Genomic DNA, 14,348 nt, shown 5'->3' on the forward strand with positions numbered 1-14,348 from the left:
GTTCGGCAATGGCAGCATCATCCTTGCTCTTTTGCCGCAATCTCATTTTTGTACCACGCACTTAGCAGTCGTTTGTCGTAGTAAAACTCACTGTCTCGTCCCGTTCTCACCCGATCCATAAAAGACAGATCTTTCAGCACCTTCTCCTGCGCCTGTGCCACAACCGCGCCGTTATTATCGGTCAGCGTATAGCTTATCTTAAGGCGTGGGAAGAAAATGGGCTTCACGATACGAATATCATGCATGTTGAAGCGCACATCACCCGCCAGATCAATATCATCAAAAGTGATATTTAGCTGGTAGCCATCAGGTGCCTTGGCCATCAACTTACTTAGGTGTTTTTCAAATTGTGAGGCAATCCGTTTGTGATAGCCTGCTTTACTTTCATTGGCCGGTACCACATCACGATAATCATTAAAGTCTCGCCACGTGACATTCGCTTCTCCTGCCAGCGCAGCCAACGGACTCAAGCAAACTAGCGTAATTACATGTAAACATTTCATGGTCTTCTCCTCACGATTGCCAACCCATCTGCGGTCGCATTGATACATTCAACCTCTAAATAGTCTGCATTTTTTGCTGAACGCGCAATGAAAGGTAACATTTGACGACAAATTGATACCAATCCACTGACTTTAGCGGACTGGTATCTATCTCGTGCGTTACGACTTCACCGAAATGCGATACAACAGCGCATATAACACGGGCACAACGCCTAATGTCAGTATAGTTGAAAACAACAAGCCCCCCATAATGGCCAGTGCCATAGGCTCCCACATTTCTCCGCCACCCAGGTAAAGCGGCACCAGGCCCAATACAGTCGTGGCTGTAGTGAGCAAAATGGGACGCATGCGCTGTTGCGCGGCCTGAATAATCGCCAGGACCGGGTCGTCTCCCTGATCCAACTCGTACTTAATCCGCTCCAGTAATACAATGGCGTTGTTAATCACAATGCCTGCCAATGAGATGATCCCCAGTAAGGTCATAAAGCCAAAAAATGACTGCCCAATCAGCAACCCGGCAACCACCCCAATAAAGCCCAGAGGAACCGTTGTCAGCACAATGGCCGACTTACGCAATGAATTGAACTGACCGACCAACAAAATCACGATAATGAAGACTGCTATTGGCATTTTCTCAGCGATAGACTGATTCGCTTTACCAGAAGATTCGGCTTCACCACCCAGCTCATAGCTGTAACCAAACGGCCAGGATTTTTGTTGCTCCTCCAACCAGGGTTTAAGTTTAGAAAAGCCTTCATCAGCGGTGATACCGTCCAGCTGAGCGCCCACAGTGACCGACTTCAGGCGGTCGCGCCGCAAGATCTGGGCGTTCTCCCACACCACTTCAATATCAGCCACCTGCTTCAGCGGCACCGATTTACCCGAAGCCTGAGAATACACCACCATGGCTTCCAGCTTACCGATATCCTGTCTGTCAGCAGCCACCGAACGCAAAGTGACCGGAATAAGCTCATCCCCTTCGCGATAACGGGTGAGCTCCAGACCACTGAGACCGGTTTGCAGTGAACTTGCTATGTCTTTACTAGAGACACCCGCACGCCGCGCGCGCGTCTGATTGATTTTGATCTGTAATTTCTTGATTGGCAAACCCCAATCGTCACTCACGGCTTTCAATCCCGGTGTGTTACGCATTTGTGCTTTAAGCTCATTGACCAGTCCCGTCAGCACGTCGATATCACTGCCAGATAAGCGTACTTCAACAGGGTTATCGATGGGTGAGCCGTTTTCTATCTTACGCTGCTTGATGAGCAAATCGGGATGACGCTGTAATGCATATGTCTCGATTTTTGCCATCAGCTCATCAATATGCCGATATGAGGTGGTCGAGACTATCATCAACGCATAGTTTGAGCTGGCCGGTTCCGGCGTATGCGTCAGCAGGAACCTGGGACCACCATTACCCACATACGACACCCAATCGGTAACCCCTTGTTCACGTGTTTCGTTGACTTTGAGGTCGCGCAGTAAGAAGGCTTCCATATCTTTAACCATAGCTTCAGTCGCACTCAGGCGTGTGCCAATGGGTAGCTCCAATTCGACTTTAAAGTAGTCTCGGTCTGAGGGCGGGAAAAACAACTTAGGCACCAACTGTAATCCCTGCAATGCCAGGAAAAACATCAATACACACCCGGCAAGTGTCATCCAACGATGCTTAATCAGCCCCATCAGGATCTGTTTATAAGTTAAATAGATACCTGCATCGTAATTAGCGGCTTGGGATTTAACCCGAGTAAACAGCACACACAGCATGGGGATCATAGTCATTGCCAGTAACCAGGAGCACAGTAAGGTAATAGTCACCACTTTGAACAGGGATGCGGTGTATTCTCCCGTGGCGGATTCTGCCAGAAAAATCGGTAAAAACGCAGCACCTGTGGTCAACGAAGACACCAGCAGCGGCACTTTTAGCTCATCTGCTGAGTCAACCGCAGCATCAACCGCGGACTTGCCTCGTTCCATCTGCACCATGATGCTTTCTGACATCACAATCCCGTTATCAACCAGCATGCCCAGCGCAATAATCAGCGCAGCCAACGAGATCTGATCGATACTGATGTCAAAAAAGGACATCGCCAATATGCCGAATACCATGCTCATTGGGATCAGGCTGGCGACTATCAACCCAGTTCGCAAACCCAAGCTGAACAGCATCACCACGGTCACCACCAGTACTGCCTGGATCAGGTTCGACACAAAATCATCAACCTTTTGCTCAACCTCTCGCGGTAGAAATGACAGTAGCTTAAAGTCCACCCCTATCGGGTAAACAGATTCAAGATAATGGATCGCATCGAGTACTTGCTCACCCAACAGCAGATTATTACCGCCGTGGCGCATGGAAATGGCAATCGTCATCCCCTCTTTGTCTGCCACTCGCACTTTAACCTTTGCTGGGTCGACATAATCGCGGTACACCCGGGCGATATCACTGAGCAGGATCACCTGCTCTGACCCTGTGATATTAATGATGGTACCGGCAATGTCTTCCACCGATTCAAAGTTACCACTGGGCTCAAGCGCCAAGGTTTCATCATCAATAAAAATGGAGCCGCCTGGATTAACAATATTGCGCGCTGCCAGTTGATCTTTCAGTTGTCCGGGCGAAATCCCGAGTGATGCTAGTTTGGCATTTTCAAATTCAATGAAGACGCGCTGCTCCTGTGCACCGAAAATGTCGACTTTTGCGGCTTCCGGCAACCTCAGCAGCTCATCTCTGACCTGCTCGGCCACTTCTTCCATCTCACGATAGGAGTAACCCTCCGCAGTCAGCCCGATGACAACGCCAAACACATCGCCAAATTCGTCGTTCACTATGGGTTTTTGCGCATCGCTGGGGAGGTCGTTTTCAACGGTTTCAATCTTGCGGCGTAAATTATCCCAGATAGGCCGCATTTCCTTGTAGCTTTCTTTGATATTAACACTGACGATCGAAACACCGGTTTTAGAAGTACTTTTAACAAAGTCCAGCTCCGGAATTTGCTGCACCACCTTTTCAATTTTGTCGGTTACCAGTTCTTCAACCCGCTGCGGGCTTGCACCGGGAAAGTAAGTAACAACCTGTGCGGTTCTGATAATAAAGCCAGGATCATAGTCTTTAGGCATCTTATTGAACGCCACGATGCCGAAAAACACCAGGGCAAAAATCAAAACCCAGGTTGTGCGATTATTCTCTAATGCTAATCGGGTGATGTTCACTCACGACCTCCCTGGAATTTCACAACCTGCTGATCGGTCACTTTGCTCATACCTGCGGTCACCACGTGTGTGCCAGCTGTCACACCGGAGATCACCGGGAAGCCCAGCGAAGAGACCTCTCCAATCTGCACCGGCGTTTTGGTCACTTTACCTTTGCCGTCACCGAGCGAGGTAACCGTCCATACATAGTGGCCTTTGTCGTCTTTCAGCACTGTAGATAAAGGCAAATAGAGGCGGGATAACGCTTCACTGGGTGCACTGGCCATGACTTTGGCCGTCATTCCCGGCAAAATGTTATATCCGGGAGGAGGTAACATGCCGAGCGTGACCTCATAGGTTTTTGTCACCTCATCAGCCTGGGTACTGACCTCTACAAAAGTCAGTTCAAAGCGCTTGCCTTCTATCGCCGCAAATTCTGCAAACACCTGCTTCGGTGTGTCTTTGCTGACGTGGATCATAATACTTTCCGGTACATTTACCTTCAGATTAATATGCTCTATGTCCTGTAAAGTTGCCACGACTTGCTTAGCCTGCACTTCTTCGAATTGTTCAACATGTGTGCGCGCAACAATCCCCGAGAATGACGCCCTGAGCTGGGTATAGTTCAGGTTGTTTCTGGCATTGGCCAGCTTCGTTTTGGCACTGGCAAATTGCGATTTAAGCAGATCATAATCTGACTGACTGATGGTCCCGGTCACAATCAGTTGCTCACCCCGCTTAAAATCGGCTTCTGCTTTTTCAAAAGCCGCTTGCGCTTCCTCCACCGCTAGTTTGTAGTCGGTATCATCTACCTTTGCTATCACATCTCCTTGCGTCACTTCCTGGCCTTGTTTTACATTCAAGTGCGTCAATTCTCCAGACACTTTGAACGACAGATCAGCGGTGCTGGCTGCATCAACCACAGCCGGAAATTCCTGGAGCGGCCCAAAATTATTAACACTGAGCTCGATCGTTCTCACTGGCCGCAATTGTGGTGCTTTATCAGCCGTGGTCTGTGGCTCAGAGCACGCGGACAGAACAGTCGCCATAACGCCGGCTAAAAGGAAGGTGTGCTTTCTTATCATAGGTGATCACCACTATATCGTTTTTGATTTACTGATTGCTGTAACAAAATTATCTATCCAGACGTCGAGTACGGCTTTTACAGCCTGGGCATTTTCATCGCCATTTTGCTTTACGACTGACTCTACCGCTTTGTGGGCAGACATCATCAGAACAGGTTCCTGACTGTCCCCCAAATAAAACATACTCTCCAGTGACACAGATGTCACAACCTCTGACTGTTCGGTTGCCATCAAGTAAGCGCTTTTGCCGGCGCTATATACCAGGCGAACCGGAATAAAGTCGCGTACTTCCATTTCACTCGGTGCAAATTCAATTTGCGTAAACGCACCGCGGATCGTCAGTACATCCGGACCAAGCACCTGTGGCTGCTCAAGCAAAACCTGATAATGCACAGAGAGCTTTTGTTGCAGCTGGGCCTGCATATAGATACTTAATTTGGCCACATCTGCCGGGCTGAGCGAAACTTTAGCTTCGTCATTGAGTTGCAGCCATACTTCAAAATGTGGCAGGTAAATGGTGCGTATCTGTTTCAAAGCACCATTTTTAAGCTGTTCAGATACGTACAACGCGGTATCGGGATACGTATCAGAGGGTTTTAAACGCTGATAATCGGGTAAAAACCCTGAGCGTGTTGTCTGCTGGGTGCTGGCGCAACCGGTAATGAACAGGGCTAGGATAGCCCAGATCGCAATGTGACGCATCGCCAAGTCTCCGTTTGATATTCAATCTGTATTTAATACATCAGTCCCGCGCAACAGTCTGATCTAAGGTGTTAAATGATGTTTTCACAGCTGGGTCATGAGCCTCTTTTAAAAATAGCAGCCTTTTGCCAGTGTGTGGCAACAATTACCAATAATGGTTCAAATTACCGTGCCACCTTTCCTTATCTGGGGACGAATGATGTGGCACAGCCTTTAGTTATTTTTGTTGTCCCCAGCTCTTGCAATTCACAAAGCGCGAACCCAAAGTCTGGGACCCTGAGTCTCCTCCCACCTAAGGCTCGCGCATCCATATTATGGATTGGAATGCGAGTTAAACGCCTTCAACAATCAAACGCGTATCTGGTAAACATGCCAGATGCGGGATCGCTAAATCCGGGCGCTCCATGCGATTAAGCGCATTTAGTGCCGCGGCAATAGCCCCCTCCTGCCAACCAGGTAAAGACGAAAGCTGATCACCAACAATGAAGAAGTTGGGTTGTGTTTCACTGCCGTCTGCCGCTTTCACTGCACTGCCCTGCGCCAATACGTTGAAATGGTGTACAGCCTGATCGCCGACCACATGCCACTGGGCCCAGCCACCTTTGATATATGGCATATTTTGCCAGGCAATCGCCAGACCATGCTCCAGACCATCACCAAATGCCTGACCGAACAACTTCGCACCTTCACGCGCTTTGTCCAGACGCGCCTGCACCGGTAACTTACCCCACTCATAAGCAATTTCAGAGAAGTTATAGGCTCCGGTGAGTACGCCTTTTTGATCATGGTAGGCCGTGGAGGGATACCAGATCTGTGTAATATCGTTGTCCGTCCAGGAGATCCCGCCAAAGATAGGCACTACACCAATTTCAGAGTCCGGCACACTCAACACGTCAACGTTCGCACAATCATCATGCACTTCTTTAACCTGACTACCCTGCCATAAATAACGATCTGCCTGCCAACCCACTTTGGTCGTACATGCCAGGAACTTAGCCTTGTAGCCGCCATGGTCATCGACAAACTGAGACTGATAGACAGCCTGTAATGCAGATTTAAATTCGCTGTTGAGGCCCACCTGGCTATTTGGATCCTGGAGCGTTTCTGACAAGATCTCTTTCAAGAAAGGCATGGCCATGTTGCTGAAGCAGTAATCCGCATAAACAACGTCAAGATCGTCAGTACCTACTTTCGCGATAGAAATCGCAAACTGCTGACGCGATGCATCCCAGTCAATCTGTTTTACCGGACTGTTCAACAAAATGGTGCCACCCAGAGTAGCGACTTGCTGGGCAAAGGCATGCTGCACCTGATCCATCCCGCCGACCGGCTGAAACAGCGTCGACTGCCAGAGGAAATCAACAGGCTGATAAAAACGTGTTTTGTCCCAAAACTCGGAGCCAAGTAAGCTGTCGAAACTCAAAGGCTCCGCAATCGTTCCGGCATCAACGCCTGGCAATTCAGTGTAGCCCGCACGAGAGCGGCCATTTTCCATGCCATCTTCACCCGCCGTCACAACGTATTTCCCCTCATTGGGACCACTGGGTACCAGCTCACCAAAACTGATCATTAACTCCCTCAATTGCTGGGCACGACGCTCAATATCCTGTGTGCCCACGCCACATTCAGTGGTTTTGATCAGCTGCTCAGCATTTTCAAACACCATCTGAGCCAGCCACCCCCGGGTATTGTGATCAAGACGGCGATAAACCAGCGGCAAACCCGCAAAGCTGTCTGACATCTGCACTAAGTTCGACTCGCTGTTCATGACATAGACTTCCACATCCACACTGAATTGCTTCAGATAAGACAGCAGACGTTTGTGGCTGGAGGGAATGCGGCCAGGACCTGCATTGAGATAAGGTTCTGCATCACCCTGAGGTCGGTCAAAACGCACCACCTGTGGCTGTCCGGGTTTAGAATGAAACAGCTGACTGTCAACATCTTCAATTAAGGTATCCCCAGTGCGCAGACTCAAACAACGTCCCCCGGTGCGGTTTTGTGCTTCCAGTACCGTTACTTCCATACCCGACTGTTGCGCTAACAATTCGTAGGCCGTCGTCAGGCCGGATACACCCGCGCCAATGATCACCGCTTTCTTGCCCTGATATTTGTGTTTGGTCAGGGTCACCGGACCCGGTGTGACTTTAAGCTGCTGATTGGTCGCGTCATCGAGCGCAGCATGGGCTCTGGCTTTGGGGTGCTGTTGAAAAAAACGTGCGCGTGATTGGTGTTCTGCCATGAGTTGCTCCTTAATAAACACCTGCTCCAGGCCAACTCGATACACACAATGGCAAGGTTACACTGTCGCTCCATTGAGAGCCGACCTGGAGGTCTGGAAAAATAATTTATCCCTACTACCCACAGACTCCAGTAAGGGTGACTAGCCGTGTTGCTCAGGCTGACATATTGCTAAAGACCTGGTAGCGATCACGGCATAGTAACTCTAGTCCAGTCCGCTCAGTTCTGCTCACTCAACAGGAGAATAACTTGCCACCAGCGACGGCCAACAATATGAATGATGCTATTTAAAATTGGCCATTTGTCGCTATAGCCCGCCCAATATGGCCATATCTATATCAGCCAAGATTGAAAGACCTATCAAATCAACCGATTAAAAATGGAATTTGCATTGCGCGTTATCGTGCAGGCCCATCAGGCAAGGATATTGAGTTTTGGCTAATACGCCCTGGTGGTTGTGGTTTTGTTGGGTCTGTTGATGAGAACGCTGGTTGTGTCACTGTATAGAATGGAATTTATCCTGGCCTAAACATGGTGCCTGTCTGCTATCAGGGTTTGCCATGCTCTTTCAGTGCCCTGCTGTTTGTGGCCGAGTTTATTGTTACTCACTGCGTCATCAAACAACTGCAGGCAGACGCGTTTAGGCTAAGTGCCCTGCGCGTCTGTATAGCGGTTGATCAGTAAACTGGCGACCTGCTGCTTAACCGCACGCTTATCGTCCGGGTCAACGCCAAAACGCTGAGCCAATAAAGCAATTTCTTCATCGGTGAGATTAAACGACAGGCGTTGCCTAGTTTTTTTCGATTTAACCTCTAAATCCAGAATCTTGCGGATCATATCCGACGGCGTTAACTCTTCATCTATTGCCTGCTTCTTCAAGCTTTTCTGAACTTCTGTCGTTAAATCAAAGGCCATTTGGGTGGCCCGCAGCGCCCGTTCCTGACGCTGCCATTTGGCTTGTTTATCTGTCACGAGCTTGCTCCGGGAAACAACTCCACAATATCACTGAGCGGTCGGGTAATCGTCAGGGAAACTTCAGTCTCACCTCCGTCCCAGACCTCAATATTGATACTGTGTTTCTCGTCAGGCGACATCAGTTCTATCACCTCACAGACGGCGCCACTTTCGTCCTGATAACGTGGCAATGTCTGGCCACGATAGTCCTGTTCATAATAATAAGCAACATAAGGGGCTTCACTTTGCTGGTAGCTCTGCCCCAGGAAGCGCTCAAAAGCGGCCGGCTTTGTGTGTGTTTCGAGCTGTGTCAGGGATTCTTCATCGAAGATCCGGGCAAACTCATCGAGGGTAAAAATCGCATCCACATCATCGCGCTGGATCTTCACCGAAAAGTTAGCAAACTCTTCACCATCATCCTGCTCAATCTGCAAAAAAACAGCTCTACCAGATTCTGATTCAAGCACAAATTCATAGTCAGCACTGTGCTGGTATTGATATGTCTGCACTGCGATGACCTTGAGTGTCTGGCCTTTTAGCCAGTCAGGATAAGCAAATGAATCTATCACCGTCAGCATATCACCGACTCGTAAATCGCGGGCATGATCAAGCTGACGCTCAGGAGCCTTTTTAGATTTGAAAAAACCAAACATAACTCACCTTTTAAAAAATTAGAGCAAGCAAAAAAGGAGGCCAGGCCTCCTTTTTTCACTTCGGCCGCATTACTTTGCTTGTTTAGCCTTAATGCGATCCAGAATATCATTGCTCTTTTGGGTTGTACCTATACCAGCCTCCGCCATCTTGGCTTTCAGGTCAGCACCAGTTTCAGCAGCTTCGAGCTCTTTGGCTGCGGCCAGCTGATCTTGTCTGTCCAGCTGACGTTGCTTAATACGCTCCAGAGACTGACGTGCATTCACCATAGACGACTCATTGGTGTTGAGTGTGCTGTTTACTGCCATGGTGGCCTTTTGCACGCTTTCTGTGGTTTTCACCATCGTTAGTTGGCGTTGGTTTTCTTTGATCGACTTTTCTGCATCCTTCACCTGCTGCTTAAGCAGAATAACATGCTTAGTAAAGCCATCCAGCACTTGCTGATGCTCTTCTTTCTCTGTTTCAAATTCACCAATTTTCTCGGCAATTTCTACCGCCAGTGCCTCATTGCCCTGTTGCAATGCCTGACCTGCATAATCTTCATGCTCGGCAATGCTCTCGTCCAGTGCCGCCAACTTACGCTTGGTTTGCATTTCTTTCGCCATCACTTCAGTCAGGCTTTTCTTGGCTTTCGCCAGTGCGTTTTTCGCATCAGCAATTTCTTGCTCAAAAATACGGATACCATTAGCATCGACAATCGACTCACCCACTTCACGGGCACCACCACGCACTGCGGTAAATAATTTCTTTAAGATACTCATCTCACTTCTCCACTATTAATCTTTTAAATACACAGTCACAGCATCCAGGGCTTCAATGGCATTGTCTGCCAACGTGACCAGTTCGTGCGTTATCTCATCGATGGAGGAGGAAACTGCCAGTGCACCAAAGATAGCGTACTGTGCATCAATTTTAGCAAACGCACTCAAAGGGATCGGCACATTGAGTTTTAACAATGCTTCATTTAACTCGTTCAATAACTCAGGCTTCACTTCATTTTCATTAAACAGATAGCTGATACACACTAACTGCTCTTCGGTCTGAGTGACAAAGATCGGTAATTCGTCATTTCCCTCAACAATCACTTGTAATACATCCTGTTCACCTTCATTCGCGATCAGGAAGGATTCGAAGTTAGCACCTTCAGTTTCAAATGATGCCAATTTGATTGATAACTCGTTTAATTCCATCTTTCTTTACCTTTTCGTTTTGACATATTATGTCTGAGTTAAGATTTGCATGTGCGACATAATATGTCAACACTGTTGCGTTAATTTTTATACAACTCATCTTCCGTTTGCCATGCCTGACGATAGTAGTCATACAGTACGCCAGTTCCTAAGCGATTGACCTCAATCTCTTTATTCCTGTCAAAAAAGTGATTTGGAAAAACAAAAGAGGACAGTAAATATTTTTTGCTGACCCAGTTACTGGCAACCGGTAATGCTTCAACTGCTGCAATTCTTGCACTGGCTGACTGACCGGTGGGGGTAGCGATGGTCCATCCCCACTGACCAAATGAAGGAATATTCTGCTGATATTGTTCAACATGGCTAAATCCAGCCTGTTTTACCGTTTTTGCAATGCTGATAAAGGCATTTTTAGCGTGATAGGGAGAAGTAGACTGGATAGCCAGCGCCCCATCCGGTGCGAGTAGTTGCCTGACATGATTATAGAAGTAGTCACTATACAGTTTGTTCAGATCCGGGTGATTGGGGTCGGGTAGATCGATGATAATGGTATCGAACTGCAGACCCCGATCCAGCATGCTTTCGATTTCCAAAAAAGCATCTGCCACAATGACTTCTGCCCTGGGATCATTCAGTGCGTTGTGGTTCAGCTGAACAAGCTTGGCCGTGATCTCTGGGCGTGATTCAAATTCCTGCCCCTGCAGGCCAAATAGCGACAGTAACTGACCATCCAGATCGATCAGGGTGGCACTGTGCACTGGCCACTTAAGTACATCACGCAGCGCCAGGCCATCTCCTCCACCAATGATCAACACCTTGTCGTGCCGGTTTGATGCCAGCATAGCCGGATAGACCAACATAGTATGATAGATTTGCTCGTCTATTGATGAGAACTGTAACCGGCCATTTAAAAATAAATCATTGATGGGTGCCGACTGCGTCCGGCTGAGGCGCTCTGTGATCACCACATGCTGATACTTAGTTGACTCTGAATAAATCACTTTGTCTTTGTATAAGACGTTACTGAGATCCTTCATCCAACCGCTACCCTGCTGCAAGATGACCGCGAAGATGCCCAACAATAAGAGATGACAGATCAACAGCAACTTTGCAAAACGTACAAACGCAAAGTAACGCCATAAAAAAATCAATCCGGCCACGATATTGAATAACGCCGTCCAGGCAGCAGCTTGCATGATCGGTAATGCCAGCATGATTGTCACCCAGATAGCAGCACCTACCCCTGCTCCGATATAGTCAGCGCCATAAATGGTGCCCGCATTATTTTCTAAAAATCGACCGTATACCTGCTGACGGATACGCGCAATTAATGGAATTTCCATGCCAATCAAAATGCCGAGAATGAGCCCAAATATATAAGGTAAAAAACGGGCAAAATCCTGTAGCAGCTGGAGGGGCCTGCCATCGAGTATGCTATCAGGCGGCAAATTATAAAGCGTAGAGAGCGTGTGTGGTAAGGTGTAGGTCAAGGCAATAATACTGGCTATGATTAAAATACTGCTCATGCCTAATAACGCAATCACACTCTCCAGCCAGGCAAAGGCAGTGAAAGGATCTTTAAACCAACGAGCTAAAAATGCCCCAATCCCCATGGCCACTATCATAGTGCCAATCATGGCATAGATGGCGCTTTCCACCGAGCCAAGCACCCTGCCTGCGTAATGCGACAGTAAGTACTCATAGATCAGACCACAGCCAGCCAGAATGGCCATAACACCGATCAGTAACACATCGTGACCAAACAGCGACATGCTGCCGGTCACTTTAGATTGATTTGGCGGTACCGATACGCTCAAGAATTACGCACCTAACAAGGTGGCCATGGTTACACCCACAGCAAAAGAGACAGCGGCAGAGATTGTTGCCACACCAATGTTCTTTTGACGATTAACTTCATCAGAAATATCAGTGCCCGCCAGGATCACCTTGATCATCACCAGATGCAACAAAGCAAACAGCACGATACTGCCCAGTGCAGCAATACTCCAGTAAATCAGGCTACTCGCCATGTTATCGGCAACATACGGTGCCAGACCAGACGCCGCAGTGAGCGCCAATGCAGCCCCAATGAGAAATCCGGCATAACGGATCCCGACCGCAACATTGTTATCCAGGATAGCTTGTTGCAGACAATCGCCATTACGATTAGTACGCTTGAACAGTTGCACACGATATTGACTCACCAGCAACATACACACATTGCCAATGACAAAGGCGACGACCACGATTGGCAAGCCGTACCAGCCTTCAGTCAGCACCCAGAGTAACGCTGAGCGGATCACGATGGCGACACTAACCACATGACCAAAATCAATCAGGGCTGAGGTGATGTTGCCTTTAATGATTTCGCTGTGCAGATCGACTTTACGCAGTGCCACTTTGTCCTGAAAAAAGTGGCCAAGCTTGATCAGTACAATACCAACCAGGCCATAACCCGCCATTTGCATCGCCTCCTGGGTCAGTGTACTGGCAAAGGCACCACTGGTGATCCCCGTCAATACAATGGCCAGTCCGGTCAGGCCACCGGCAAAGCTCAGGCCAAAAGCAAAATTATCTCGCTCGGTAATTTCATCATTGGCATGCAGGTTGGACACCCACCCTTTGATATATTTTAAACTCACGAACAGGGCAATGATCACCGCCATATCGATGAGAAGTGCCTGTAATGTCCAGGCTGTTAATCCGTTAAATTGATACATGTGTTAACTCCGCTATCTGATGCGCTACTTGCCCCGGCTCACGCCGCGAGAGGTCCGGTTTGAACTATTGCGAATTGAGCCCGAGCTCGACTTAGCTCTCGAGTAGCTGCTTCGCGATACTGCTGATGGGGTATGACTGGCACGGCTAAGACCCGAAGCGCCCGCCTTTCTTTTCGCATAAGGACTGGTAAATTGTCGTCCCTGCCGCTGATAAGATTGTCGCGTACGCTGCTCTATTGCGCTTTGACGTTTATAGCCCTGATAACTGGTGTAGCGTTTACGGCCATAGTCGCTGTAATAGCTGTATTTACGGCGTTTGCTCCAGCTGTCATATTCAACATCTCCCACCAAATCACCCAGCATCCGGTACATGCCATACCACATCCAGAAACTGGTGCCATTAGAGTTGGTCTGCCATTCGCCATAGTTGGCATTACCAACCAGTTGGTTCCCTACAGCGGGTTGACCATTACTGGCAGCCTGCTCTGCAGACTGACTAATGGCACCAACCCGAGCCAGCGTCCCATTGGACATATCGGCGAGTACGTTAATGGGATCAGTCAGTGCATCATTAAACAGACTCAAAGAAGCGGCTTCTTTGAGCAAAATTGCCTGTTCGATGATCTCATCACTGCTCATGCCCGGTTGGGGAGATTTCAGCGCCTGATAGCGAGAAAGTAAGCTCTGGTACAAAGGACCACCACTGGTTGCATCCTGTGCAATCAGCTGAGCAATATTGTTCAGTTGCGGATTTTGCTGGCCCAGCACATTGCTATATTCAACCAGGAGGTTAGCATTGCGCACTTGGTTTTTATCCAGCGCATCACCTAAGGTATTGATGGCACGGGACGCGTCCTGAAGTGAGTGGGTAATTGTCTGCTGGATGCGTTCCTCTTTCGACTCACACCCGACCATTAAAAACATGATACAGAGCAGACTTATCAGTTTCCAAACTTTAAAATCGGACATTCATTGTCACCTAATCTACCTTGATACGAATTCAGATTTTCTATTCTACATAATTGCGATGGATAACCAAGCGACAAAATTAGCTCAGGCAATAAACAACATATCCCGGATGCCGATAAAACCTATTCTAGTGGGCCA

12 protein-coding genes are annotated in these 14,348 nt (G+C 48.4%); all 12 read right to left on the reverse strand.

Annotated elements, in window-relative coordinates; all coding sequences use genetic code 11:
- Positions 1-17 precede the first annotated feature (17 nt).
- On the reverse strand, positions 18-503 hold the full coding sequence (locus CWC22_RS17795; protein ID WP_010383719.1) for a DUF3016 domain-containing protein: 486 nt from the start codon (positions 501-503) through the stop codon (positions 18-20).
- 159 nt (positions 504-662) lie between these two features.
- Positions 663-3,719: an efflux RND transporter permease subunit gene (locus CWC22_RS17800; RefSeq protein ID WP_138537373.1), complete on the reverse strand. Its 3,057-nt coding sequence runs from the start codon at positions 3,717-3,719 to the stop codon at positions 663-665.
- On the reverse strand, positions 3,716-4,783 hold the full coding sequence (locus CWC22_RS17805; RefSeq protein ID WP_228553263.1) for an efflux RND transporter periplasmic adaptor subunit: 1,068 nt from the start codon (positions 4,781-4,783) through the stop codon (positions 3,716-3,718). Before CWC22_RS17805 ends, CWC22_RS17800 begins: the two co-directional genes overlap by 4 nt.
- 12 nt (positions 4,784-4,795) lie before the next feature.
- Positions 4,796-5,485, reverse strand: coding sequence for a DUF3313 family protein (locus CWC22_RS17810; RefSeq protein WP_125558844.1), 690 nt, complete (start codon positions 5,483-5,485; stop codon positions 4,796-4,798).
- 331 nt (positions 5,486-5,816) lie between these two features.
- Positions 5,817-7,727 carry a flavin monoamine oxidase family protein gene (locus tag CWC22_RS17815; RefSeq protein WP_138537371.1) on the reverse strand — a complete coding sequence of 637 codons (1,911 nt, stop codon included), beginning with the start codon at positions 7,725-7,727 and terminating at the stop codon, positions 5,817-5,819.
- Between the two features lie 644 nt (positions 7,728-8,371).
- Positions 8,372-8,641, reverse strand: a complete 270-nt coding sequence (locus CWC22_RS17820; RefSeq protein ID WP_228553276.1) for a hypothetical protein — start codon at positions 8,639-8,641, stop codon at positions 8,372-8,374.
- A gap of 53 nt (positions 8,642-8,694) precedes the next feature.
- Entirely contained in the window at positions 8,695-9,333 is a 639-nt protein-coding gene (locus tag CWC22_RS17825; RefSeq protein WP_138537370.1) for a DUF4178 domain-containing protein, read from the reverse strand.
- A gap of 69 nt (positions 9,334-9,402) precedes the next feature.
- A complete protein-coding gene (locus tag CWC22_RS17830) occupies positions 9,403-10,092 on the reverse strand; it encodes a PspA/IM30 family protein (protein WP_010383728.1) in 690 nt (229 codons plus the stop codon).
- A 15-nt stretch (positions 10,093-10,107) separates the two neighbouring features.
- A complete protein-coding gene (locus tag CWC22_RS17835) occupies positions 10,108-10,521 on the reverse strand; it encodes a DUF2170 family protein (protein WP_138537368.1) in 414 nt (137 codons plus the stop codon).
- Between the two features lie 80 nt (positions 10,522-10,601).
- Positions 10,602-12,293: a polyamine aminopropyltransferase gene (locus CWC22_RS17840; protein WP_138537458.1), complete on the reverse strand. Its 1,692-nt coding sequence runs from the start codon at positions 12,291-12,293 to the stop codon at positions 10,602-10,604.
- A gap of 48 nt (positions 12,294-12,341) precedes the next feature.
- The gene (locus tag CWC22_RS17845) at positions 12,342-13,241 is read right to left on the reverse strand and encodes a DUF350 domain-containing protein (RefSeq protein WP_010383731.1); all 900 of its coding nucleotides are present in this window, start codon (positions 13,239-13,241) and stop codon (positions 12,342-12,344) included.
- A 24-nt stretch (positions 13,242-13,265) separates the two neighbouring features.
- On the reverse strand, positions 13,266-14,210 hold the full coding sequence (locus CWC22_RS17850) for a CHAD domain-containing protein (RefSeq protein WP_138537366.1): 945 nt from the start codon (positions 14,208-14,210) through the stop codon (positions 13,266-13,268).
- Between the last annotated feature and the right edge of the window lie 138 nt (positions 14,211-14,348).

This window comes from Pseudoalteromonas rubra, assembly GCF_005886805.2.
GTDB lineage: Bacteria > Pseudomonadota > Gammaproteobacteria > Enterobacterales > Alteromonadaceae > Pseudoalteromonas > Pseudoalteromonas rubra_D.

What these genes read in the sequence shown, in the direction of transcription:
- CWC22_RS17795 (WP_010383719.1), bottom strand. Translation starts at nt 503, where the DNA reads ATGAAATGTTTACATGTAATTACGCTAGTTTGCTTGAGTCCGTTGGCT.
- CWC22_RS17805 (WP_228553263.1), bottom strand. Translation starts at nt 4,783, where the DNA reads ATGATAAGAAAGCACACCTTCCTTTTAGCCGGCGTTATGGCGACTGTT.
- CWC22_RS17810 (WP_125558844.1), bottom strand. Translation starts at nt 5,485, where the DNA reads ATGCGTCACATTGCGATCTGGGCTATCCTAGCCCTGTTCATTACCGGT.
- CWC22_RS17815 (WP_138537371.1), bottom strand. Translation starts at nt 7,727, where the DNA reads ATGGCAGAACACCAATCACGCGCACGTTTTTTTCAACAGCACCCCAAA.
- CWC22_RS17840 (WP_138537458.1), bottom strand. Translation starts at nt 12,293, where the DNA reads ATGTCGCTGTTTGGTCACGATGTGTTACTGATCGGTGTTATGGCCATT.
- CWC22_RS17850 (WP_138537366.1), bottom strand. Translation starts at nt 14,210, where the DNA reads ATGTCCGATTTTAAAGTTTGGAAACTGATAAGTCTGCTCTGTATCATG.
- CWC22_RS17820 (WP_228553276.1), bottom strand. Translation starts at nt 8,641, where the DNA reads ATGGCCTTTGATTTAACGACAGAAGTTCAGAAAAGCTTGAAGAAGCAG.
- CWC22_RS17830 (WP_010383728.1), bottom strand. Translation starts at nt 10,092, where the DNA reads ATGAGTATCTTAAAGAAATTATTTACCGCAGTGCGTGGTGGTGCCCGT.
- CWC22_RS17825 (WP_138537370.1), bottom strand. Translation starts at nt 9,333, where the DNA reads ATGTTTGGTTTTTTCAAATCTAAAAAGGCTCCTGAGCGTCAGCTTGAT.
- CWC22_RS17835 (WP_138537368.1), bottom strand. Translation starts at nt 10,521, where the DNA reads ATGGAATTAAACGAGTTATCAATCAAATTGGCATCATTTGAAACTGAA.
- CWC22_RS17845 (WP_010383731.1), bottom strand. Translation starts at nt 13,241, where the DNA reads ATGTATCAATTTAACGGATTAACAGCCTGGACATTACAGGCACTTCTC.